21 protein-coding genes are annotated in these 23,399 nt (G+C 72.9%); 9 read left to right on the forward strand and 12 right to left on the reverse strand.

Features of this window, described 5'->3' with window-relative positions; translation table 11 throughout:
• The first annotated feature begins 74 nt into the window (after positions 1–74).
• Positions 75–803: a pyridoxal 5'-phosphate synthase gene (locus tag DMA15_RS15845; RefSeq protein ID WP_125513398.1), complete on the forward strand. Its 729-nt coding sequence runs from the start codon at positions 75–77 to the stop codon at positions 801–803.
• Between the two features lie 13 nt (positions 804–816).
• On the opposite strand, the gene DMA15_RS15850 is transcribed toward DMA15_RS15845, so the two are convergent.
• Both DMA15_RS15850 and DMA15_RS15855 read right to left on the reverse strand, forming a co-directional pair.
• A complete protein-coding gene (locus DMA15_RS15850; protein ID WP_125513399.1) occupies positions 817–1,719 on the reverse strand; it encodes a GNAT family N-acetyltransferase in 903 nt (300 codons plus the stop codon).
• Between the two features lie 428 nt (positions 1,720–2,147).
• Entirely contained in the window at positions 2,148–2,570 is a 423-nt protein-coding gene (locus tag DMA15_RS15855; RefSeq protein WP_125513400.1) for a Zn-ribbon domain-containing OB-fold protein, read from the reverse strand.
• Positions 2,571–2,771: 201 nt separating this feature from the next.
• Between DMA15_RS15855 and DMA15_RS15860 the strand changes: the two genes are divergently transcribed.
• The 3 genes from DMA15_RS15860 (at position 2,772) to DMA15_RS15870 (ending at position 7,399) form a co-directional block, all read left to right on the forward strand.
• On the forward strand, positions 2,772–3,929 hold the full coding sequence (locus DMA15_RS15860; RefSeq protein ID WP_125513401.1) for an NAD(P)/FAD-dependent oxidoreductase: 1,158 nt from the start codon (positions 2,772–2,774) through the stop codon (positions 3,927–3,929).
• Positions 3,930–4,212: 283 nt separating this feature from the next.
• The gene (locus DMA15_RS15865) at positions 4,213–6,438 is read left to right on the forward strand and encodes an acetate--CoA ligase family protein (RefSeq protein WP_125513402.1); all 2,226 of its coding nucleotides are present in this window, start codon (positions 4,213–4,215) and stop codon (positions 6,436–6,438) included.
• 124 nt (positions 6,439–6,562) lie between these two features.
• Entirely contained in the window at positions 6,563–7,399 is an 837-nt protein-coding gene (locus DMA15_RS15870) for an enoyl-CoA hydratase-related protein (protein ID WP_125513403.1), read from the forward strand.
• 27 nt (positions 7,400–7,426) lie between these two features.
• Here DMA15_RS15870 and DMA15_RS15875 read toward each other — a convergent pair whose 3' ends face one another.
• The gene (locus DMA15_RS15875) at positions 7,427–8,398 is read right to left on the reverse strand and encodes a hypothetical protein (protein WP_125513404.1); all 972 of its coding nucleotides are present in this window, start codon (positions 8,396–8,398) and stop codon (positions 7,427–7,429) included.
• 83 nt (positions 8,399–8,481) lie between these two features.
• Here DMA15_RS15875 and DMA15_RS15880 point away from each other — a divergent pair, with 83 nt between their 5' ends.
• Entirely contained in the window at positions 8,482–9,096 is a 615-nt protein-coding gene (locus DMA15_RS15880; protein WP_240660217.1) for a flavin reductase family protein, read from the forward strand.
• On the opposite strand, the gene DMA15_RS15885 is transcribed toward DMA15_RS15880, so the two are convergent.
• Complete coding sequence (locus tag DMA15_RS15885) at positions 9,086–10,423, reverse strand: MFS transporter (RefSeq protein WP_125513405.1); 1,338 nt, start codon at positions 10,421–10,423, stop codon at positions 9,086–9,088. The genes DMA15_RS15880 and DMA15_RS15885 overlap by 11 nt on opposite strands.
• A 44-nt stretch (positions 10,424–10,467) precedes the next feature.
• Here DMA15_RS15885 and DMA15_RS15890 point away from each other — a divergent pair, with 44 nt between their 5' ends.
• Positions 10,468–11,523: a helix-turn-helix domain-containing protein gene (locus DMA15_RS15890; protein ID WP_125513406.1), complete on the forward strand. Its 1,056-nt coding sequence runs from the start codon at positions 10,468–10,470 to the stop codon at positions 11,521–11,523.
• Here the strand turns inward: DMA15_RS15890 and DMA15_RS15895 are convergent.
• The 4 genes from DMA15_RS15895 to DMA15_RS15910 all read right to left on the reverse strand — a co-directional run bounded on the left by DMA15_RS15895 (position 11,452) and on the right by DMA15_RS15910 (position 16,128).
• Positions 11,452–12,777, reverse strand: coding sequence for an MFS transporter (locus DMA15_RS15895; RefSeq protein ID WP_240659819.1), 1,326 nt, complete (start codon positions 12,775–12,777; stop codon positions 11,452–11,454). The genes DMA15_RS15890 and DMA15_RS15895 overlap by 72 nt on opposite strands.
• A 113-nt stretch (positions 12,778–12,890) precedes the next feature.
• Complete coding sequence (locus tag DMA15_RS15900; RefSeq protein WP_125517812.1) at positions 12,891–13,940, reverse strand: Zn-dependent alcohol dehydrogenase; 1,050 nt, start codon at positions 13,938–13,940, stop codon at positions 12,891–12,893.
• Between the two features lie 53 nt (positions 13,941–13,993).
• Positions 13,994–15,202, reverse strand: a complete 1,209-nt coding sequence (locus DMA15_RS15905) for an acyl-CoA dehydrogenase family protein (protein WP_125513407.1) — start codon at positions 15,200–15,202, stop codon at positions 13,994–13,996.
• A 14-nt stretch (positions 15,203–15,216) separates the two neighbouring features.
• Complete coding sequence (locus DMA15_RS15910) at positions 15,217–16,128, reverse strand: SDR family NAD(P)-dependent oxidoreductase (RefSeq protein WP_125513408.1); 912 nt, start codon at positions 16,126–16,128, stop codon at positions 15,217–15,219.
• A gap of 83 nt (positions 16,129–16,211) precedes the next feature.
• On the opposite strand from DMA15_RS15910, the gene DMA15_RS15915 reads away from it, so the two are divergent.
• Positions 16,212–17,138 (forward strand): cyclase family protein, encoded by a 927-nt coding sequence (locus DMA15_RS15915; RefSeq protein ID WP_125513409.1) that lies wholly within the window; start codon positions 16,212–16,214, stop codon positions 17,136–17,138.
• Between the two features lie 377 nt (positions 17,139–17,515).
• Here DMA15_RS15915 and DMA15_RS15920 read toward each other — a convergent pair whose 3' ends face one another.
• The 3 genes from DMA15_RS15920 to DMA15_RS15930 all read right to left on the reverse strand — a co-directional run bounded on the left by DMA15_RS15920 (position 17,516) and on the right by DMA15_RS15930 (position 20,477).
• Complete coding sequence (locus DMA15_RS15920) at positions 17,516–18,004, reverse strand: ATP-binding protein (protein WP_125513410.1); 489 nt, start codon at positions 18,002–18,004, stop codon at positions 17,516–17,518.
• 389 nt (positions 18,005–18,393) lie between these two features.
• On the reverse strand, positions 18,394–19,326 hold the full coding sequence (locus DMA15_RS15925; protein ID WP_125513411.1) for an acyl-CoA dehydrogenase family protein: 933 nt from the start codon (positions 19,324–19,326) through the stop codon (positions 18,394–18,396).
• Between the two features lie 8 nt (positions 19,327–19,334).
• The gene (locus DMA15_RS15930) at positions 19,335–20,477 is read right to left on the reverse strand and encodes an acyl-CoA dehydrogenase family protein (protein WP_125513412.1); all 1,143 of its coding nucleotides are present in this window, start codon (positions 20,475–20,477) and stop codon (positions 19,335–19,337) included.
• Positions 20,478–20,629: 152 nt separating this feature from the next.
• On the opposite strand from DMA15_RS15930, the gene DMA15_RS15935 reads away from it, so the two are divergent.
• On the forward strand, positions 20,630–22,198 hold the full coding sequence (locus DMA15_RS15935; protein WP_125513413.1) for an AMP-binding protein: 1,569 nt from the start codon (positions 20,630–20,632) through the stop codon (positions 22,196–22,198).
• Positions 22,199–22,229: 31 nt separating this feature from the next.
• Here DMA15_RS15935 and DMA15_RS15940 read toward each other — a convergent pair whose 3' ends face one another.
• Entirely contained in the window at positions 22,230–22,742 is a 513-nt protein-coding gene (locus DMA15_RS15940; protein ID WP_125513414.1) for an EF-hand domain-containing protein, read from the reverse strand.
• A 173-nt stretch (positions 22,743–22,915) separates the two neighbouring features.
• Between DMA15_RS15940 and DMA15_RS15945 the strand changes: the two genes are divergently transcribed.
• Complete coding sequence (locus tag DMA15_RS15945) at positions 22,916–23,377, forward strand: hypothetical protein (RefSeq protein WP_125513415.1); 462 nt, start codon at positions 22,916–22,918, stop codon at positions 23,375–23,377.
• Positions 23,378–23,399: the final 22 nt, after the last annotated feature.

The raw sequence follows: 23,399 nt of genomic DNA on the forward strand, positions 1-23,399 counted from the left end.
TCCGGTGTGGCGGGGCGGCCCGGGGAGGGAAGGCTGACGTTCGCCGATGTGCCGTACGGCGCCACAATCGACGTATGACGACTTCCGGATCACCACGGCCCGCCGCGCGGCCCGCCGCCCCGCAGGGTCACTCCGCGCACCCCGCGTCCGAGTTCCAGAAGCTGCTGAGGGCGCAGCGCGTCTGGGACGTCGAGTTGCCCGGCTTCGATCCGGCCGGGGCGCCCGCCGCCCCGCTGCCCCTCTTCCACGCGTGGTTCGCGGAGGCGGTGGCCGCCGGGCAGGCCGAACCGCACACCATGGGTCTCGCGACGGTCGCCGAGGGCGGCGGACCCGACGTACGGACCGTGATGCTGCACGACGCGGACGAGCGGGGCTGGCACTTCGCCTCGCACGCGAGCAGTACGAAGGGCCGCCAGCTGGCCGCGCGCCCCGAGGCGGCCCTGCACTTCTACTGGCCCACGCAGGGCCGCCAGATCCGTGTCCGGGGCAGGGTCACCACGGCCCCGCACGCCGAGGCCCTGGCCGACCTGCACGTACGGTCGACGGGCGCGCTCGCAGCCGCCCTGGTGGGCCGCCAAAGCGAAGTCCTGGCCTCTTACGGGGAGTTGGAGGACGCCTCGACCGCCGCCTGGGCGCGCGCCGAGGCCGAACCGGACGCGGACGCGCCGACCTGGACGCTCTATGTGCTGGAGCCGCTGGAGGCGGAGTTCTTCCAGGGCGACGCACGACGGCGGCATGTGCGGCTGCGGTACCGGAGGGCGCGGACGGACGAGGCCTGGACCCGGGAGCTGCTCTGGCCCTGAGCCGGCCGCTGGTTCAGCGGATGAAACCGTTCCGGCTGAAGTCGTACGGGGTGAAGTCGTACTGGGTGAAATCCTGGACGGGGCGGTAGCCGATGCGCTGGTAGAGGCCGTTGCTGGTGGGGTTGGCGAGGTCCGTGAAGAGCAGGACCTCGGCGGCGCCCGCGTCCAGTGCGGCGCGGGTGACGGCGACGGTGGCGGCACCGCCGTAGCCGCGGCCGCGGAGGCCGGCCGGGGTGTAGACGGGGGCGACGCGGACCTGCCCGGCGATGCGGCGGGTGGCCCCGGCCATGGCGGCGGGCGTGCCGTCGGGGGTCTCCCAGAGGGTGATGCCTCCGTAGGCGAGCCGGGCGCGCACCCACTCGCCCGCGTCCATGGCGGGCGGCTCCCCGACGGCTTCGGCGAACTCCCGGTGCCAGCGCGTCAGCAGCTCCCGGTCACCCTCGTCGGCGACGCGGGCGCGGCCCGGCGGGGCGGGCTCGGGCGGGGTGAGGGTGCCGAGCCGGTAGAGCCGTTGCCGGTAGCCGGGGGTGGCGGTGGCGCCCGCGTGCTTCTCCCAGGCCAGGGCGAAGGCCTCAGCCGTCTCCTGCTCGGCGGCGACGCCGGGCAGCTCCGGTGTGACATCGGCGAGTCGCCGGGCGAGGGCGTCGGCGGCTTCGGGGGTGAGCGGGCTGAGGACCGCCCGGTGGGGCGGGGTACGCAGGAAGACCCCCCGGACGCGCCCGCCCTCCTCCGCATAGGTACCAAAGTGGGGCGCCTCTTCCCCGTACGCGTGGAGCCCTGAGGTGCGGAGGGTGTCGGTGACGGTGAGGAGGGCGGTATGCGGGGCGGGTTCGGAACGCAGGAAGGCGTCGGCGCGACCGAAAAAGGCGCCGAGGTCACGGGTCAGCTGCCAGCGGGGTTCAGAGTCATTGGACATAACCCATGGTCGCCCGCTCCTCGCGGGGTCCTCAACGCGATTAGGGGGCTTTCACCCCGGCGGGGGCGGGGCACGAAGCGCCCCGTAAGGGGCGCGGGGAACTGCGCGCCAAGCCACGACGAACCCGCAGACGGGCAGGCCCTGCGGCGGGCGTCCCGCACTTCTCAGGAGGCGGCACGAGACACCCCGCCAGGGGCGCGAGGAACTGCGCGCCAAGCCACGACGAACCCGCGCGATCGGCAGGAATTACACGTGCGGCCCCGCGTGGGCTGGTCGCGCAGTTCCCCGCGCCCCTGACGGGGCGCCACCGCCGCGTGTCCACCGCGGGTCCGTCGTGGTTGCTCGCGCAGTTCCCCGCGCCCCTGACGGGGCCCACCGCCGCACGCCCACCGCAGGTCCATCGTGGTTGCTCTCGCAGTTCCCCGCGCCTACGCCGGCCGGAACACCGGCACCGCGAACCCCCCGCCCACCCTGAACGCCACCTCCAGTGGCATCCCGATCCGAAGTTCACCGGCCCCGCTGTCCACGACCTCCGTCATCATCCTCGGGCCCTCCGTGAGGTCGACGACCGCGGCCACGTACGGGACGCGCCCGCCGAACGGCGGCAGGTCGTTCCTGTGCACCACCGACCACGTATAGAGCGTGGCCCGCCCGCTCGCCCGCTCCCAGGTGACGTCCTCGCTCCAGCACCGCGGGCAGAACTCACGCGGATAGTGGTGCGCCACCCCGCACGCCCCGCAGCGGCGGATCAGCAGCCGTCCCTCCGCCGCCGCGTCCCAGTAGGGGCGCGTGAAGGCGTCGGGTTCCGGAAGGTCGAAGCGGGCCTCGGCGGCCGACATGTCCGTACTCATCTGAGACAGCCCCTCCATGTCCGGCGCCCGAACGACCGAACACCGGACGACTGAGCACACCCTCCTGACGGTACGTCAGTTCAGCGCACCGCCCGCCCCCGCGCAAGGGACCGCACGCAACCCCCACCCCCGTGATCAATTCGCAACCGGTTCCGGACTTGACCGATACCCATCAAGTAAGCGGCCGGTTACTCTCCAGTTATGGCCGACTCGACAGCCCCGCCGTCGCCCCAGCAGGCCCACCCCGTCTACGTCGTCGGCGCCGGCCCCGGCGGCCTCGCCACCGCGGCGGCCCTGCGCGCACGCGGCGTCCGCGTGGTCGTCCTGGAGAAGTCCGCGCGCGTCGGCGCCTCCTGGCGCGGCCACTACGACCGTCTCCACCTGCACACCACGCGCCGCCTCTCCGCCCTGGCGGGCCTCGCCATCCCGCGGAAGTTCGGCCGCTGGGTCTCACGCGACCACGTCATCCGCTACCTGGAGAAGTACGCCGAACACCACCGCCTCGACATCGTCACCGGAGTCGAGGTCACCAGCCTGGAACGCGCGCCCGGCGGCACCGGCTGGCTCCTGCGCGCCACCGGGGGCAGGGAGTTGACCGGCAGCGCGGTGGTGATCGCCACCGGGTACAACCACACGCCCCACCTCCCCGACTGGCCCGGCCTCGGCACCTACACCGGCGAACTCCTCCACGCCCGCAGCTACCGCAACGCCCGCCCCTTCGCGGGCAAGGACGTCCTCGTCGTCGGCGTCGGCAACACCGGCGCGGAGATCGCCGTCGACCTGGTCGAGGGCGGCGCCGCCCGGGTGCGCCTCGCCGTCCGCACCGCCCCGCACATCGTGCGCCGCTCCACGGCCGGTTGGCCCGCGCAGCTCTCCGGCATCCTGTGCCGCAGACTGCCGGTCGCCCTGATCGACCTGCTCGCGGTACCGGTCGCCAGGCTCAGCGTCCCCGACCTCTCGGCGAAGGGGCTGCCGCGCCCCCGCACCGGCCTGTACTCGCGGGCCAGGCAGGGTGCGATCCCGGTCCAGGACGTGGGCCTGATCGACGCCGTGCGCAAGGGCCGGATCGAACCGGTCGCCGCCGTCGACTCCTTCGAGGAGGGCAAGGTCGTCCTCGCCGACGGCAGCCGGATCGCCCCGGACACGGTCATCGCCGCGACCGGCTACCGCCGCGCCCTGGAGGGCCTGGTCGGCGACCTCGGCATCCTCGACGCGCGCGGCCTTCCCACCGCACACGGCCCCCGCCCCCCGAAACAGGCCCCGAACCTGTACTTCACCGGCTTCACCAACCCCATCAGCGGCATGCTCCGCGAACTGGCCAAGGACGCCCGGAAAATAGCCAAGGCAATAGCCCCCTGACTCTCCAAGTCCCCCGCGAGGGCGCCCCGTCAGGGGCGCGGGGAACTGCGCGACCAGCCCCCACAGCCCCGCACCCAGAAGACCGCAGAATCCGCCACCCCGGCCGGTTTGAGGCTTGGCACCGAGACGATCCGCCGCTTCCCTGGTCGAGGGCACACCTCAGCCCGCCCAACGCGCCCCGCGAGAGCTCAGCCTTTGCCTGCACGGGCATTCCTGACGCACCGTCAGTTCAGTAAACTGACTACGCGTCAGTAGTTGCTGTCACACAGGAGCGGGCGGACCGATGCTTGGATCGACTCACGGCACCTTCACCACCGACCCCCGCCGCGCACATGTCGTGGCCTGCGGCGAACTCCCTCCCTCCACCGTCCACGGCAGCGCCCTCACCGCGGACGACCTGGACGTCAGCGGCCGGCCGCTGCACGCCGACGTACCCGACCTCGACCGGTTCTTCCGCCCCGAGTCCGTCGCCGTGATCGGCGCCTCGGACGCCGAGGGGCGCCCCAACGCCGGCATCACCCGGCAGCTCATCGCCTGGGCCGAGCGGGTCGGCGCGCGGCTGCACCCCGTGCACCCCACCCGTCGCTCCGTCCACGGCATCCCCTGCTCCCCCTCCGTCGCCGACCTGCCCGAACAGGTCGACCTCGCCGTGCTGTTGGTCGCCGACCCGCTGCCGGTGATCGAGCAGCTCGCCGAGGCGAAGGTGCGCTTCGCCGTCGCCTTCGCCTCCGGGTTCGCCGAGACCGGCGCGGAGGGCGCCGCCGCCCAGGCCCGCCTCGCCGCCGCCGTACACGGCTCGGGCCTCAGGCTGCTCGGGCCCAACACCAATCTCAACGCTTTCGAGGAGTTCCGCGACGATCTCGAAGGTCCCGCCATCGCGCTGATCACCCAATCCGGCCACCAGGGCCGCCCCGTCTTCACCCTCCAGGAACTCGGCATCCGCCTCTCCCACTGGGCCCCCACCGGCAACGAGGCCGACCTGGAGACCTCCGACTTCATCTCCTACTTCGCCGAACGCCCCGAGGTCGGCGCCATCGCCTGCTACGTCGAGGGGCTCAAGGACGGCCGCGCCTTCCTGCTCGCCGCCGACCGCGCGGCCCGGCAGGGCGTGCCCGTCGTCGCCGTCAAGGTCGGCCGCACCGAGGCCGGCGCCCGCACGGCCGCCTCACACACGGGCAAACTGACCGGCGCCGACGCCGTGGTGGACGCGGCGATGCGGCAGTTCGGCGTGATCCGCGTCGACGGGCTCGACGAACTCCAGGCCACCTCCGCCCTGTTGGCCCGGGCCCGCAGGCCGTCGGCCGAGGGCGTCGCCGTGTATTCGATCTCGGGTGGCACGGGCGCGCACTTCGCGGACCTGGCGACCGAGGCGGGCCTCACCCTGCCCACGCTCTCCGCCGCCAGGCAGGCGGAGCTGCACCAGTGGATACCGGAGTATCTGAACGTCGCCAACCCCGTCGACAACGGCGGCCACCCCGTGGGCGACTGGCGCGGCCGCAGGATCATCGACGCGATCCTCGACGATCCGCAGGTGGGCGTGGTCATCTGCCCCATCACCGGGCCCTTCCCGCCGATGAGCGACAAGCTCGCGCAGGACCTCGTGGACGCGGCGGAGGAGACGGACAAGCTGGTGTGCGTGGTGTGGGGCTCGCCCGTCGGCACCGAGGACGCCTACCGCCGTACGCTCCTCGGCTCCTCGCGCGTCGCCACCTTCCGCACCTTCGCCAACTGCATCACGGCGGTACGCGCCTATCTGGACCACCACCGCTTCACCACCGGCTACCGATCCCCCTTCGACGAGGCGCCGCGCACCCCCTCCCCCTCCTTCCGCAAGGCGCAGGCCCTGATGACGCCCGGCCAGCAGCTGAGCGAGTACGCGGCGAAACAGCTGCTGCGCGCGTACGGGATTCGCGTACCGCGTGAGCAGTTGGTGACCAGCGCGGCGGCGGCCGTCCGCGCGGCCGGGCTCGTCGGCTACCCGGTGGTCATGAAGGCCTCGGGGGCCCGGATCGCGCACAAGACCGAGCTGGGCCTGGTGAAGATCGGCCTGACCTCGGCGAGCCAGGTGCGGGACGCCTATCGGGAGCTGACGGACATCGCCCGCTACGAGGACGTGCCGCTGGACGGTGTCCTCGTCTGCCAGATGGTCGAGCGGGGCGTCGAGATGGTCGTCGGCGTCGCCCAGGACCCCCTCTTCGGGCCGACCGTGACGGTCGGGCTCGGCGGCGTGCTCGTCGAGGTCCTTCGGGACGTGGCCGTACGGGTGCCGCCCTTCGGGGAGGACCAGGCGAAGGCGATGCTCCGCGAGCTGCGGGGGCGCGCCCTGCTGGACGGGGTGCGGGGGGCGGCGCCCGCGGATGTCGACGCGCTCGTCGAGGTCGTGCTGCGCGTGGAGCGGCTCGCGCTCGAACTGGGCGGTTCGCTCGCGGAGCTGGACATCAATCCGCTGATGGTGCTGCCGCGGGGGCAAGGCGCGGTGGCTCTCGACGCGTTCGCCGTCTGCCGGTGAAGGGGAGCGCGAGGCGCCGCCCCGCGACGGACCCGCGACCACGCGACGCGTCAGTGCCGCCCACACCCCCGCCCGCACTCCCGTCCACACCCCCGCGCCGCGCCTCACATAACGGAGCCACCCCATGACGACCTCCCCCTCGGCCCGCGACGAAGCTTCCGATCCCCTCGACTCATTGATACTTCACGCCACTGACAACGGCGTCTCGTGGATCACGCTCAACCGCCCCGACGCCATGAACGCCGTCACCTGGGACCAGCGCGAACGCCTCATCTCACTGCTCGGCGAGGCCTCCGGCGACCCCGCCGTACGGGCCGTCGTGATCACCGCCACCGGCAAGGGCTTCTGCGCGGGCGCCGACCTGCGCACCGCTCCCGCCCCCGCCACCGGCGAACGCGTGGCCGGTGACGTGGCCCGCACCATCAGACAGGGCGCCCAGCGCCTGATCTCCGCCGTCCTGGACTGCGAGAAGCCGGTGATCGCCGCCGTGAACGGCACCGCGGCCGGTATCGGGGCCCACCTCGCGTTCGCCTGCGATCTCGTGATCGCCGCCGAACCGGCCAGGTTCATCGAGGTGTTCGTGCGCCGCGGCCTCGTACCGGACGGCGGCGGCGCGTATCTGCTGGCGCGTCTCGTCGGGCCGCAGCGGGCCAAGGAGCTGATGTTCTTCGGGGACTCGGTCTCGGCCGCCGACGCCGAACGGCTCGGTCTCGTCAACCGCGTCGTACCGGCCGACGAGCTGGAGAAGACGGCACGGGAGTGGGCCGAGCGCTTGGCCGCGGGGCCGACCCGCGCCCTCGCCCTCACCAAGCAGCTCGTCAACGCCTCCCTGGACTCGGACCGCGCCACCGCCTTCGCGGCCGAGGCGAACGCCCAGGAGATCAACATGACCACGGCCGACGCGAACGAAGGCGTCGCCTCCTTCGTGGAGCGCCGCGCCCCCTCCTACCGGGGCCGCTGAACAGCCGCGCTAATCCCGCGCCAGCCTCTAGTCCCGCGCCAGCCTCACGATGTCCGGCGAATCCGGGTGCCCGAGCAGCACGAACAGTTCCGGACGCGCCTCCGTGCCGCCGACGGTCCACGCCTGTGCGTCGCCGTCCCCGCAGCCGCCCGCCTCTGCCTCCGCCTCCAGGACGACGGCCGGGCGATCGCCGTAGGGAGCGCTGCCCACCGTCCACGTGCCTCCGCCGTCGCAGCGGGCCAACCTCTCGGTGTCGTACGAGCTTCCCGTCCCGCCCTCGTAGGGAAGCCCGTCGAAGACCGCCCGCCCGCTCCCGTACAGCCGCAGCGACGCGCCCCCGTCCCCCCGCCACACGCCGGTGAACTGTTCGACGGAGAGTCGCGGCGGCTCGTACTCCTTGATGAGGCCCGTCGCCGTGCCCACGAGGGCGGTGGCGAAGAGCAGCGCGCACGCGCCGAGCGAGGCGAGGCCCGACAGGATCCACACCTTGCGCAGGGGGCGGCCGAGGCGTTCCGCGCGCCGTCGGCAGTACGCGATGTTCAGCGCGGGCAGCACCCCGCTCGCCGCGATCCACAGCGCGGGCCCCGAGAAGGGGACGCCCAGCGCGGCGAAGCAGCCCGCCCACGCGGCGCCGACCGGCAGCAGGCAGGCGAGCGACCAGGCCCACTGCGGACCGCGGCCGAGGCGTGCGGCGGCCAGGCGGCCGAGCCGGTCGGCGGGCAGGGTGACGGCGGCGGAGTGCAGCAGGCCCACGACCGGCAGCAGGAGCGGCGCGAAGAGGACGGCGCAGGCCAGGCCGAGGGCGGGGCCGCCCGCCCCGTAGTTGTCGTCGTCGAGCGTGAGCAGGAGGGCCACCATCCCGGCCACCGGCAGCTGCGCCGCGCTCGCCGCCCCGGCGGCCCGCCACCGTATGCCGCCCTCCGCGGCCCCACCGCTGCCCCCGACCCCGGCCCCGGCCCCGGCCCCGACCCCAGCCTTCCTGGCATTCCCCCAGCTCATAGGCCCGAAGATACGTGTGGTGCGAGAGGGGTTCCGTCCCGCCCTTCCCATCTGACGGGCCGTCAGCTTCAATGGTCGTCGTGATGGGACACGCAGGGATGGCGGCCACCGCCGTCCGATACCTCAGGTCGGTCGGGGCGCCCACCACGGGCCCCGTCGAAGCACTGCCCCGCCCCGAGCTGCGGGCGGTCGGTGACGACGAGCGGGCGCCGCTCGACCCGGCGGAGTTCCGGCGCGTCCTCGGGAACTTCGCGACGGGCGTCACCGTCATCACGGCCCCGCCCCGCACACCGGACGAGGCACCCGCCGGCTTCGCCTGCCAGTCCTTCTCCTCGCTCTCCCTCGACCCGCCCCTGGTCTCCTTCATGGTGGCGCGTACGTCGACGACGTGGCCGCGCATCGCACGCGCGGGCGTCTTCTGCGTCAACATCCTCGGCGCCGACCAGGGCGGACTCTGCCGGGGCTTCGCGGTGAGCGGCGCCGACAAGTTCGCCGGGGTGGCCTACGACGCGGCGCCGGTCTCCGGGTCGCCGCGCCTGGCGGGCGCCCCCGCCTGGATCGACTGCACGGTCCACGCCGTGCACACCGGCGGCGACCACCTCATCGTGGTGGGCCGGGTGGACGCGCTCGGCACCGCCGACACGGACGCCGGGCCGCTCCTCTTCCACCGGGGCGGGTTCGGCCGCCTCACCCACTGACGGCCAGGGTCTTGTCCGCCGCCCCACGCCGTATCACCAGCGCCATCAGCGCCGCCGCCGCGCACAGCGCCCCGGAGGCGTACCAGATCACGTCGTACGACCCGAAGGTGTCCCGCACGACACCCCCCGCGAACGCCACGATCGCGGCGCCCACCTGGTGCGAGGCCAGCACCCAGCCGAAGACGATCGCGCTGTCGTCGCCGTAGTGCTCGCGGCACAGGGCGAGGGTCGGCGGGACGGTCGCGACCCAGTCGAGGCCGTAGAAGACGATGAAGAAGAGCATCGGCGGGTTGACGTTCGGGGCGAGCAGGATCGGCAGGAAGAGCAGCGAGACGCCGCGCAGCGCGTAGTACACGGCGAGCAGGCGCCGCGCCTCGAAGCGGTCCGTGAGCCAGCCGGAGGCGATCGTTCCGACGATGTCGAAGACGCCGATGACGGCGAGCAGCCAGGCGGCGGTCGGGACGGACATGCCGTGGTCGTGCGCGGCGGGCACGAAGTGGGTCTGGATCAGGCCGTTCGTGGAGGCCCCGCAGATCGCGAAGCTCCCCGCCAGCAGCCAGAACGGCCCGGTGCGGGCGGCCTTGAAGAGCACGGTCATCGTGCGCCGGGCGGCGCCCTTGACGGGCGGCGGCTTCGCGACGAACTCCTTCGCCCCGTACGGCTTCAGGCCGACGTCCGCCGGGTGGTCGCGCAGCAGCAGCCATACGAAGGGGACGACCACCAGCGCGGCGAGCGCGACCGTCACGGCCGCCGGACGCCACTGATAATTGTCGACGATCCAGGCGAGCAGCGGCAGGAAGATCAGCTGGCCGGAGGCGGAGGCGGCCGTGAGGATGCCGGTGACCAGGCCGCGCCGCTCGGTGAACCACCGGTTGGTGACGGTGGCGGCGAAGGCGAGCGCCATCGAACCGGAGCCGAGCCCGACGAGCAGCCCCCAGCACAGCAGCAGCTGCCAGGCCGAGTCCATCCAGACGGTGAGGCCGGACCCGACGGCGATCACGATCAGGGCGACCGCGACGACCCTGCGGATACCGAAGCGGTCCATCAGCGCGGCGGCGAACGGCGCGGTGAGCCCGTACAGCGCGAGGTTGATGGAGACCGCGAGCCCGATCGTCCCGCGCGACCAGCCGAAGTCGTCGTGCAGCGGGTCGATGAGCAGGCTCGGCAGGGAGCGGAACGCGGCGGCACCGATGATCGTCACGAAGGTGACGGCGGCGACGAACCACGCGCGGTGGATACGGGAGGTGCGGCGGGGAGGTGCGGGGGTGGTCCGCGCGGGCGGCTCGGTTGTCTGGGTCACGTCATCCAGAATCCGCACCCGGATCATCCGGAACGAGTGGCCCGGGGGACATGGTTCGCTAGGATCGGGACATGGCCGATCCCGAGGGTCCCGACGCCCTTCCGCCCCGTTCGCCCGGGTCGAACCAGCCACTCCGGTCGCCCAGTCCGCCCCGGCACCGGGTCGTCGTCCTCGCCCTGGACGGCGTGATCCCCTTCGAACTGGGCATCCCGCAACGCATCTTCGGCCTCGCCCGCGACGCGGAGGCCCGCCCGCTCTACGAGGTCGTGACCTGCTCGGTGCGGCCGCCGGGACCGGTCCGCTCGGACGCCGACTTCGCGATCCTCGTCGAACACGGCCCCGAGGCGCTGGCCACCGCGGACACGGTCGTGGTCCCCGCGTCGTACGAACTGGGGCCGGTCTACGAGGAGGGGCGGCTCACCGGCGAACTGGCCGCCGCGCTCTCCCGCGTCAGGCCGGGCACCCGCATGGTCTCGATCTGCACGGGCGGGTACGTCCTGGCCGCCGCGGGCCTGCTCGACGGCCGCCCGGCGACCACGCACTGGGCATCGGCCGCGCACTTCCAGGAGCTGTTCCCGCGGATCAGGGTCGACGCGGACGTGCTCTTCATCGACGACGGCGATGTCCTCACCTCGGCGGGCGTGGCCGCGGGCGTCGACCTCTGCGTCCACCTCGTACGCCGTGACCACGGCACCGCGGTCGCCAACGACGTGGCCCGCCGCACCGTCGTACCGCCCCACCGCGACGGCGGGCAGGCCCAGTACATCCAGCGGCCCGTGCCCGAGCCGCAGCTGGCGACGACGCGGGTGGCGAGGGCCTGGGCGCTCGCCCGCCTCGACCAGCCGCTGCAACTGCGCGACATGGCCGCGCAGGAGGCGATGTCCGTACGTACGTTCACGCGCCGCTTCCGCGAGGAGGTGGGCGTCAGCGCCGGCCAGTGGCTCACGCAGCAACGCGTCGACCGGGCACGGCACTTGCTGGAGTCCAGCGACCTCTCCGTCGACCAGGTGGCGCGGGAGGCGGGGTTCGGCACGGCCCAGTCGATGCGGCAGCACCTACAGGCCGCGCTCGGCGTCACCCCCACCACATACCGGCGTACGTTCCGCGCGGTCGCCGCCACCGGCTGAGCCGGCGCTCGCTTCCGTACCGCCCGCTTCCGCTTCCGCTTCCGCTTTGGTGTCCGTGGCCGCTTTCGTGTCCGTGGCCGCTTTCGTGTCCGTCGGTGTCAGTGGCTTCACCTCGCCCAGGACGCCGATCACGGTCAGCAGGACGCCGAGGCCGACGCCCGCCAGGATCGCCGTGGACGGCGACACGACGTTCAGCAGCCCGCCCGCCAGCGAACCGCTCGCCGCGTATCCGGCGCCCACGGCCGCGTACATCACCGAGTAGCCCGCGGCGAGGGCGCTGGGGGGCAGCACCTCGCGCAGCGACAGGTTCCGGGTGAGCATCGCCCCGGCCTGTAGTACGCCCGCCATGCCCAGGACCGCGAGGAGCCACGCCACGCTCGGCACCACGGCGACCAGGGCGAGGCACCCGGAGACGGCGAACATCAGCACCATGCTCTGCGTGCGCAGCCGCCCCGGCCAGGTGCGCAGCCCGTAGACGAACGACCCGATCGCGGAGCCCACCGCGAGACCGGCCAGCAGGGGGCCCGCCCAGCCCACGCCGATGCCGCGCTGCTCCAGGAGCGCGGGCAGCACCAGTTCGGCGAGGGCGAGCATCGAGAGGCTGGCCGCGCCCGTCACGAAGATCGGCCAGGCGCGGGCCAGGATCCGCGCCATGGACTCGCCGCCGCGGTCGCCCGCGTCCGACCGCCATCCCTCGGGCAGCATCCACAGCCCCGCCACGGAGGCGGCCATCAGCACGCCGGCCAACACCAGGGGCAGCGGCGGGGATACGCCGAGCGCTAGGCCGGTCACGGCGGCGGGCGCGACCGCCCATATGCCGAAGGTCAGTATCGACTCCACGGACAGGGCCTGGGCGACGGCCTTCTCCGGGACGACGCCGGTCAGCAGCGCGCGGAGGCCGCCGGGGGCGGCGGCGGGGGCGGCTCCCGCGAGGAAGGCGAGGGCGCCGAGGGCCACGGGGGGTGCGTCCGGCAGCAGGCCCAGTGCCGTGAACGCCAGCGCGCCTACGGCGAGGCCCGCGGCCAGTTGCGGGCGGGCACGCTCCGGGCGCATGCGCATGCCCAGCAGGGGGGCGCCGACGATCTCGCCGATCACGTATACGGCGGCGAGGACCGCGCCCAGGGCGTAGCCGCCGGGGCGTTCTCTTGTCAGGAAGACCAGGGCGAGGGGGGCGGCGGCCACGGGCATTCTCGCGGCGATCGCCACGGTTGCCCAGCGGACTACTTCTCCGGACATGACCTCGCGGTAGCTCATGTCCCGAATTTAGTGCCGCCCACTGACAAGTGGCCCGGAGCCTGCGTCCCGCAAGGGTCTTTCCCACCCACCCACCCGTTTACCCCGCGCTGCCCCCGCCCCGTAGAAGCCCCTCAAAACGTCAGCACCGCCCGTGCCACCCTCCCCGCCTTCGCCTCCGCCATCGCCTTCGTGAAGTCCTCCATCGCGTACGTGGCCGTCACCAGTTCGTCCAGGAGCAGGTGGCCCGACCGGTACATCTGCGCGTACAGCGCGAAGTCCCTCTGCGGCTGTGAGCTGCCGTAGCGGCACCCCAGTACCGCCTTGTCCAGGAAGAGGGACGCCACCACGAAAGACGCCTCCGCCGTCGCGCCCGGCATGCCGAGCAGTACCGCCTGACCGTGCCGGTCCAGGAGGTCCACCGCCTCCCGGACCAGCGCGACCCGGCCCACGCACTCAAACGCGTGGTCGACTCCCCGGGGCAGCACCTCCCTGACCCCTTCCGTGGACGGGAAGAAGTGCGTGGCCCCGAACTGCCGGGCCACCGCCTCCTTCGCGGGGTTCGCGTCGACGGCCACGACGGTCCCGGCCCCGGCCATGCGCGCCCCCTGCAACACGTTGAGCCCGATGCCCCCCGCCCCGATGACGGCCACGGAGTCCCCGGGCCCGACCTTGGCCCGGTTCAGCACCGCCCCCACCCCCGTCACCACCGCGCATCCGATCAGCGCGGCGGACGTCAGCGGGATGTCGTCCGGGATCCTCACGGCCTGCACCGCCTTGACGAGGGTCCGCTCGGCGAAGGCGGAGTTGGCCGCGAACTGGTACACCGGCTCGCCGCCCCGCGAGAACGGCCGGTCCGGACGCCCGATGGCCTCGCGGCACATCGTCGGCCGCCCCCGCCCGCACTCGGCGCAGGCACCGCAGTTGGCGATGGTGGAGAGCGCCACGTGGTCCCCGGGCGCCACATGCGTCACCCCGGGCCCCACCGCCTCCACCACACCCGCCCCCTCGTGCCCCAGCACCACCGGCACCGGAAACGGAATGGTCCCGTCGATCACGGACAGATCGCTGTGGCACAGCCCGGCGGCGGCCACCCCGACCAGCACCTCCCCGGGCCCCGGATCACGTATCTCCAGGTCGTCCACGACCTCGACCCGCCGCCCGTCGAACACGACACCCCTCACCATGCACCCCTCACCATGCACTCCTCACGGACAGACCCCTCACGACAGACCCCTCACCGAGGCCCCCTGGCCTCTCTCGGCAGACCGAGCACCCGCTCGGCGATGATGTTGCGCTGCACCTCGTCCGAGCCGCCGTAGATCGTGTCGGCCCGGGTGAAGAGGGCGAGCCGCTGCACCGGATCGAGGTCATACGGCGCCTCCGCCCGCCACTCCGAGGGCCCTACGGCACCCGCCGCCCCCCGCACCTCAAGGGCCAGCTCCCCGAGCCGCTGATGCCACCGCCCCCACAGCAACTTCGCCACACTCGGGGCCCCCGGCAGCACCTCCGCCCCCGAACCCCCCAGCGTCCGCAGCGCGTTCCACCGCATGACCCGCAGCTCCGCCCACTGCCGCACAAGACGCTCCCGCACCACCGCGTCCCGCACCGCCCCGGAGTCCACCGCCTCCCGCACCACGTCCGCCAACTCCCGCGCGAAGCCGATCTGCTGGGCGAGCGTGGAGACCCCGCGCTCGAAACCGAGCAGGCCCATGGCGACCCGCCACCCCTCGCCGACGCCGCCCACCACATGCGCGCCACGCGCGCGTGCACCGTCGAAGAAGACCTCGTTGAACTCACTGGTGCCGGTCATCTGCCGGATGGGCCGCACCTCGACGCGCCCGGGCTGGTCCATCGGCACCAGCAGCAGCGAAAGACCCCGATGCCCCCGGGACCCCTCCTCCGTCCGCGCCAGCACGAAGCACCAGTCGGCCTCCCGCGCCAGCGACGTCCAGACCTTCTGGCCCGTGACGAGGAAGTCCGCGCCCTCCCGCACCGCCCGCGTCCGCACCCCCGCCAGATCCGACCCCGCCCCCGGCTCGCTGTACCCCTGGCACCACAGGGCCTCGCCCCGGGCGATCGGCGGCAGGAACTCGTCCCGCTGCTCCTGGCTGCCGTACGCCAGGAGCGTCGGCGCGAGCAGGTTCTCACCGATGTGCCCGCAGCGGCCGGGCGCCCGCGCGCGGGCGTACTCCTCGGCCCAGACGACCTGCTGGCTGAGCGTGGCCCGCCGATTGCCGTACGCGTCGCTGTCCCAGCCGAGGCCGATCCAGCCCCCGCGCCCCAACTCCCGCTCCCACGCCCGCCGTTCCGCCGCGCCCTCGTGCTCACTGCCGGGACCGCCGCGCCCGCGCGCGCGGGCATGGCCGTCGGTGAGGTGCTCGGCGAGCCACCCGCGCGCCTCGGCGCGGAACGCCTCGTCCTCGGCCCCGAAGCCGAAATCCATCACCGGCCCCCTGCCTACGCGTTCGGGCGCGCCTTGTCGGCCGCCGCCCTGGCCATGGCCTCCACCTGCGCGAGGAGCGGCATGGGGTCGGTGCCGACCGTCCCGGGCAGGAAGTCGGCGATCTTCTCCGGGGTCCAGGCCCCGTCCGTGTACCCGGCGCGCAGCTCGCGCGGCTGCGCCCATACGGCGATCTTGGGCCCGGCGACCGTGTACACCTGCCCGGTGATCCTCTCCTCGCGGGCCCGGTCGCTGAGCAGGTAGACGACGAGGGCGGCGACGTCCTCCGGCTCCCCGATCTCCGTCAGCTCCATCGGCACGTTCGCCGACATGCGCGTACGGGCGACGGGCGCCACCGCGTTGGCCGTCACCCCGTACTTGTGCAGGCCGAGCGCGGCGCTGCGCACCAGCGAGATGATCCCGCCCTTCGCCGCGCTGTAGTTGGCCTGCGCGACGGAGCCCTGGTGGTTGCCGCTGGTGAAGCCGATGAGGGTGCCCGCGCCCTGCTTGCGCATCAGCGCCGAGGCGGCGCGGAAGACGGTGAAGGTGCCCTTCAGATGGGTGGCGATCACCGGGTCCCACTCCTGCTCGGACATGTTGAAGAGCATCCGCTCACGCAGGATCCCCGCGACGCACACCACCCCGTCGACGCGTCCGTACTCGGCGAGCGCGGTGTCGACGACCCGCTGCCCGCCTGCCATCGTGGAGATGTCGTCCGCGACGGCGACGGCCTCGCCGCCCGCGGCCCGGATCTCCTTGACCACGGCTTCGGCGACCTCGCTCGCCGGTTCGGCGCCCTCCATGGAGACGCCGTAGTCGTTGACGACGACCTTCGCCCCCTCGGCCGCCGCGGCGAGCGCCACGGCCCTGCCGATGCCCCGCCCGGCGCCGGTGACGGCCACCGCCTTGCCTGCCAAGAAGTTCCCCACACCGGCCCCTTCCCGCGTTTTCTGACGGACCGTTAGATTCTATGACCCGTCAGATACCTCAGGACAAGCCCCGCGGAGGACCCATGTCACTGCCGGCCGAGTTCCACGACATCGCCAAACGCGTGAACAACTGGGGGCGTTGGGGCGCCGACGACGAGATCGGCACGCTCAACCTCATCACCGGCGACGTCGTGCGGGCGGCCGCCGCCGAGGTCCGCTCGGGCCGCCGCGTCCCGCTCGCGCTGCCCCTCAAGGAGGACGGCGTGCAGACGGGACTGATCCCCGGGCGGGTGAACCCCCTGCACGCCATGGTGCAGATAAACCAGGAGCTCTTCGGCCCCGGCACGGTCGCCACCAGCGACGACGCGGTGACGATGGGGCTTCAGACCGCCACCCACTGGGACGCCCTCACCCACGCCTCGCACTCCGGGAAGATCTACAACGGCCGCCCCGCCGACACCATCACGGCCCATACGGGCGCGCGGTTCAGCGGCATCGACAAGGCGGCGCACGTCCTCTCGCGCGGGGTGCTGCTGGATGTCGCGCGCGCCAAGGGTCTCGACCGGCTGCCGGGCGATCACGCGGTGACGCCCGAAGACCTGGACGAGGCCGAGGAGTTCGGGGGTGTCACGGTCCGCGCGGGCGACATCGTCCTCGTACGCACGGGGCAGATCCAGGTCTATCTGGCGGGTGACAGACACGCGTACGGCCATCCGTCGCCCGGCCTCTCGCTGCGTACGCCCGAGTGGTTCCACGCGCGGGACGTGGCCGCGGTCGCCAATGACACCCTGACCTTCGAGATCTTCCCGCCTGAGATCGAGAATCTATGGCTGCCCGTGCACGCGCTCGACCTGGTCGAGATGGGGATGCTGCAAGGCCAGAACTGGAATCTCGAAAAGTTGTCCACAGCCTGTGCAGAAGTTTCCCGCTACGCGTTCCTGCTCTCCGCGATGCCGGAGCCGTTCGTCGGCGGGACCGGGACGCCCGTGGCGCCGGTCGCCGTGCTGTGAGCCCCGGGGCGCCGCGCACCCCGGGCCGCTGCCCCTCGGACGGCGGCGCGCCGGCTTCCGCCCCGAGCGCGATGCCGCGCGCCGCCCTCCGGCTCGGCGCTCGACACGTCCCTCGTGATCCCGAGGGGACCGACGCCGAATCGCGACCCACATCTCGTCAAGGATCTCCGTCACCGAGCACCCTCGACGTCCCCTCGCGGCGAATCGCTGCACACAAGCGTGATCAATCGGACACGGTACGTCAACACCCTGCCGGGGATTAATGGTCTATGCCCGTTTTATCCGGCCCGCGCACGGGTGCGCGCATCGTGGCACACGACGGCGCATACGGGCTCAGGGGCAGAGACTTCCCGTACGCGGGGTCAGACGGATTCGGGTCAGACGGCTTCGTACGCCACGTCGGCATCGGCGTCGCTGTCGCCGTAGGACGCCCCGTCGAAGGTCACCGCGGGGACGCCCGGCTCGCACCGGTCGACCTCGCACCAGATGCTCTTGCCGCCGCCCTCGGGCTGCCAGCCCCAGCGGTCGGCGAGGCCGTCGACGAGTTCGAGGCCGCGGCCGTTGGTGTCGTCACCCTCGGCGTGCCGCTGCCGGGGCGGGCGGGCGCTGCGGTCGCACACCTCGACCCGGACCGTGCCCGGCACGTCGTCGGGGACGCCGGGCAGGAGCATGCGCAGGACCGCCGGACAGCCCGTGTGCACAACGGCGTTGGTGACGAGTTCCGAGATCAGCAGGATCAGTGTCTCGGCAACTGGCTCGTCGACCTCTATCCCCGAGCCCGCCAGACGCGAACGGGCCCATCGCCTGGCCCGCCCCACCTCCGCGGGGTCGGCCCCGACCTCCAGCTGAACTTGAAGCACCTGCACCGCTCACACCATCCGAACCGGCGGACACATCGCCTCGCGACTCCACGGGGTCACGGAACGTGATCCCCTTAGGAGACAGCATGATTGACGTTCAGTCACCCCAACAAGCGCTTCGGGCATATTCCAGCGCGAAGGAGTACGCGTGCTGCATACTGTGCGACGCGTACCGCGGGGGGTCGAACAGGCGGGCACGAGACCCCGTCCTGCGTCGCGAGCGGCGCGCATTGCCGGGCCCGGAGCCGCCTCAGGGGCGGCACCGGGATGGCTCAGCCTCAGAACCACTCGCATCTGAGACAAGGTACCCGAGGCGGGCGCCGACTCCATGCCGTGACTAGTCACGCGTAGGACACAACCCGGTATCAACGCTCCGTAGCGTCACGGTCGCCCGGTCACAGAGCGGAGGCGAGCGCTTCCTCGGCCTCCTCGGCCACTTGTCCGAGCTGGGCCCGCACCCAGGCGCGCTTGAGGTGCAGGTGCACCTGGGCCTCCCAGGTGAACCCCATGCCACCGTGCACTTGCAGACAGTCACGGGCGTTGCGGACGGCCGCGTCATCGGCCAGCAGCTTGGCACCGGCCACCTCCAGGGGGTCACGGGTCACGGCGGCGGCGTACACGGCGGCGCGGGCGACCTCCGCGCGCACCAGCATCTGTGCGCAGAGGTGCTGCACGGCCTGGAACGCGCCGATGGGCCGGCCGAACTGTTCGCGGTCACGGGCGTATTGGACGGCCGCCTCGCAGGTCCTCGCGGCGCTGCCGAGCTGCTCGGCGGCGTACAGGAGCACGCCCGGGCCGGGGCCGCCCGGCCCGCCCCGCCCGGCCTCCGTCACGCCCCGCCCGGCCCCCGGCGTGCCCGGTACGCGGTGCAGCGGCGTCAGCGGGTCGACGGACCGCAGTGGAACGGCCCCGGACGCATCCCCCAGGACCACGTCCGCCTCCGCGAGCCACGGCACCAGCGTCCCGTCGACGGCCGTCACGACGGTCTCCCCGGCCGCGGCCCCCGCCACCTCCCCCGCTGCGAGGAAGGACGCCACCGCGGGCCCGGGCAGCAGCACCCGGCCCGCCTCCTCGAAGGCCAGCACGGCCTCCGGCAGCCCGAGCCCGACGCCGCCCCGCTCCTCGGGCAGCATCAGGGAGAAAAAGCCCGCCTCGCCGAGCTGCCGCCACAGGCCCCGGTCGAGCCCATCCTCGGCGCCCGGCGCAGAGCCCGGCGGCCCGGCCCGTCCAGAGCCGCGCGAAGAGCCCGGCGCGGACAGGCGCCGCTCCAGAAGCTCCCGCACCCCCGCCCGCAACGCCCGCTGGTCATCCGTCAGTTGGAAATCCATACGGACCCTCACCGCCCCTTCGGGAGGCCGAGGATCCGCTCGGCCACGATGCTCCGCTGGATCTGCGAGGTCCCCGCGGCGATCGTGTACGACAGCGAGGAGAGCCGGTCCAGGCTCCACTCGTGCCCGAGGTCGAGCGCGCCCGCCCCGAGCACCTGCGCGGCGGCCTCGTACAGCTCCTGGCGCGCGTGGGAGTACCGCAGCTTGAAGACCGAGCCGCCCACCCCCGGCACGCCGCCCGAGCGCTGCGCCTCGCTCACGTTCCACTGCGTGAGCCGCCACAGCGCCGAGAACTCCGCGGCGAGGCGGCCGAGCCTGCGGCGCAGCGCCGGGTCGTCCCAGAGGCCGTTCCCGCGGGCCTCCCGGGCGATCTCGCCGAGCACCCGGCGGCAGGCGACCACCTCCCCCACGAAGGCGGTGCCCCGCTCGTAGGAGAGGGTCACCATGGTCACGCGCCAGCCGTCGTTCTCGTCGCCGACGCGGTTGACCGCCGGGACGCGCACCTCGTCGAGGAACACCTCGGCGAACTCCGTAGAGCCCGCGAGGGTCCGCAGCGGCCGCACGGTGATCCCCGGGGCGTCCATCGGCATGGCGAGCCAGGTGATGCCCCGGTGCTTGGGCACGGCCTCGCTCACCGGTGTCGTCCGCACGAGGAGTTCGCACCAGTCGGCGACCTCCGCGTGGGAGGTCCAGATCTTGGACCCGCTCACCACGTAGTGGTCGCCGTCGCGCCACGCGCGCGTGCGCAGCGACGCGAGGTCGGAGCCCGCGTCCGGTTCGCTGAACCCCTGGCACCACACCTCGTCGCCGCGCAGCACGGGCGGCAGCCATCGCGCGCGCTGTTCGGGCGTGCCCTCGGAGGCGATGGTCGGCCCGGCGTGCAGCAGGCCCACGAAGTTGGCGCCCACATAGGGGGCACCCGCCTTCTCCGTCTCCTCCAGGAAGATCAGCCGCTGGGTGGGGGACGCGTCCCAGTGCACGTGGCCGTAGCCCGCGTCGTAGAGGGTGCGCTGCCACGCGGTGTCGTAGGCGCGCCGCCCGGGCCAGTCCTGGGGCGAGGGCTTGGCGGGGAGCTTCGGCAGAGCCGCCGCGAGCCACTCCCGCAGTCCCGCCCGGAAGGCTTCCTCCTCCTCGGTGTACGTGAGGTCCATGCGGCTCCTACGCGTCCGGAAAGGGGATCTGACGTCCCGTCAGAATTGAGGCTAGCCCCGCACCCCTGGACCGGCAAGGCGCCGGGGCTTACGCTCTCGGCACTATCTGACGCGCCGTCAGTTCAGCCACGTATGGACGGGGAGGAGGCCGCATGAAGGCCTCGGAGAACGAGACCGCGTACGAACTGGGCGAGTCCCGCACTCTCTGGGAGCTGCTCGCGCGCCGCGCCGACCTCACCCCCGACAGGCCCGTCCTCATCCAGGCCGCCGCCGACCCCGCCGACGACCGCACGCTCACCTTCGGCGGCCTGCGCGAGCGCGCCGAACGGGTCGCCGCCGGGCTCCACGGCATGGGCGTACGCCCCGGCACGGTCGTCGCCTGGCAGCTGCCCACGCGCGTGGAGACCGCCCTGCTCTCCTTCGCCCTCGCCCGCATCGGAGCCGTCCAGTCGCCCGTCATCCCCTTCCACCGCGACCGCGAGGCCGGCTTCGCGCTGCGGGAGTCCAAGGCGGAGTTCTTCGCGGTGCCCGGCGTCTGGCGCGGCTTCGACCACGGCGAGATGGCGCGGCGGCTCGGCGCCAGGGGCGTCTTCGAGGCGTACGACGCGCTGCCCGACGCCGACCCGGCCGTGCTGCCCCCGCCGCCCTCCGAGGGCACCTCGGTGCGCTGGATCTACTGGACCTCGGGCACCACGTCCGACCCCAAGGGCGTCCTGCACACGGACCGTTCACTGATCGCGGGCGGCTCGTGCCTGGCCCACGCCCTGCGCCTGAAGGTCTCGGACGTCGGCTCGATGGCGTTCCCCTTCGCGCACATCGCGGGCCCCGACTACACGGTCATGCTGCTCCTGTACGGCTTCCCCGCGGTGATGTTCGAGCACTTCGCGCTGCCCGCCGCGCTCGACGGCTACCGGCGGCACGGCGTGACCGTGGCGGGCGGCTCGACGGCGTTCTACTCGATGTTCCTGGCCGAGCAGCGCAAGCTGCCGCCGGGCGAGAAGGTCATCCCGACGCTGCGGCTCCTCGCGGGCGGCGGGGCGCCCAAGCCGCCGGAGATCTACCACGCGGTCGTACGCGAGTTGGGCTGCCGGCTCACCCACGGGTACGGCATGACCGAGGTCCCGATGATCACCATGGGCGATCCGGACGACACGGCCGAGCACCTCGCGACGACCGAGGGGCGGCCCCCGGCCGGCATGGAGATCCGCGTCACCGGCCCCGACGGCGAGGTGCTGCCTCCGGAGACGGACGGCGAGGTCCGGCTGCGCGGCGAGGCGGTCTGCCAGGGGTACCTCGACCCGGAGCAGAGCGCGGCAGCCTTCGACGCGGACGGATTCCTGATCACCGGGGACCTCGGGCACCTCACCGGGACCGGCCATCTGGTCCTCACCGGGCGGGCGAAGGACATCATCATCCGCAAGGGCGAGAACATCTCGGCCCGGGAGATCGAGGACCTGCTCCACCGGCACCCGGCCGTCGGTGACGTGGCGGTCGTCGGGCTTCCCGACGCCGAACGCGGCGAGCGCGTCTGCGCGGTGGTCGAACAGAGCGGCGAAACCGAGCCGTTGACCCTGGAAGCGGTCGCCTCGTATCTGCGCGGAGAAGGCCTCTCCACCTACAAGCTGCCGGAACAGCTGGAGGTCGTCGAGGCGCTTCCCCGCAACGAGACACTGCGCAAGGTCCTCAAGTACAAGCTCAGGGAGCGCTTCTCAGGGACCTAGGCCCGTCTCGGGAACGGTCACTCCGTCACCCTCACTCGGGGACGGTGAAGTACTCCGCGAAGGCCGTCACGATCTCCTGCTCGGTGATCTTCCCGTCCCCGTCCGCGTCGAGGCCGGTGGCCGAGACCGCCGCCACGTCCTCGGGCACGCCGAGCGCCTTGAGGGCCCGCTCGACCTCGCCCGGTGCGACCGCGCCGTCGCCGTCGGATCCCGCGATGGCGATCGCCGCGTGCAGGAAGGGCCGGGCGATCTCGGCGAACCGCTGGGAGTTGTCCCGCAGCCGCTTCACCGCGCCGCCCACGAACTCGCCCTGGGTGATCCGCTGGTCCCCGTCCCGGTCCGCGATCCCGGCCATGCCCTGCCAGAACGCCTCGGCGCCGATGTAGAGCGCCTGGCCCTTCTCGGACCGCGCCGTCACGCCGAACTCCTTGCACAGGGCGGCGGCCGCCGTGCTGAAGTCCTCACGGGAGATGTACTTGTTGCCGTCCTGGTCGAAGGTGGCGAACCGGGCAGCGATCTTACGCTCGTACTCGGCACTGTCCATGATCTTCGGGCTGCCTCACTTCCGCGGTTGGTTGCACTTCAGAGGGTGGGTACCCCGGCAGCGAGCGTACGTCGTCCAGGGCGCCCCGGAGGCCGGAAAGCGCTGGTTGTGGCAAGACCGCCGGAATTCCGGGACAAGGGTGTGCCACGGGGCGATGTGCTGCACTGGTGCGCGTGGAAGCGGTAGCGGCGAGCGTCATAGCGGTGTTGGGGACCCTCCTGGGCGCGGGGGTCACCCACTCCTTCCAGCGCAGGGCGATCGAGCGGACGGAGGAGTTCACCCGCGGCGAGAAGCTGCGGCAGGAGCGGATCGACGCCTACTGCGCCTACGCGGGCGCGCTGGTCAACTACCGGCGGACCCTGATCGACCGCTGGTTCAGCAGACACGAGAACCGGACCGAGGACGGGGAAGAGGCGCGCTTCCGCTCCTACGAGACGCGCTCCGAGGCCCAGGAGGCGCTGTTCCGGGTGCAGTTGCTGACCGACGACGACGAACTGGTGCGGCTGGCCTGGGAAACCCTCGACGACGTCTCCGAGGTGCACAGGACCGACGACCGCGACGACCTCGCGGAGCGGCGCCGGATCTCCCGCGACGCGATCAACACCTTCGTGGCGACGGCCAAACGGCACGTGTGAGCGGCCGAACGGCGCGGCGGGG

The organism is Streptomyces sp. WAC 01529, from assembly GCF_003945545.1.
Classification (GTDB): domain Bacteria; phylum Actinomycetota; class Actinomycetes; order Streptomycetales; family Streptomycetaceae; genus Streptomyces; species Streptomyces anatolicus.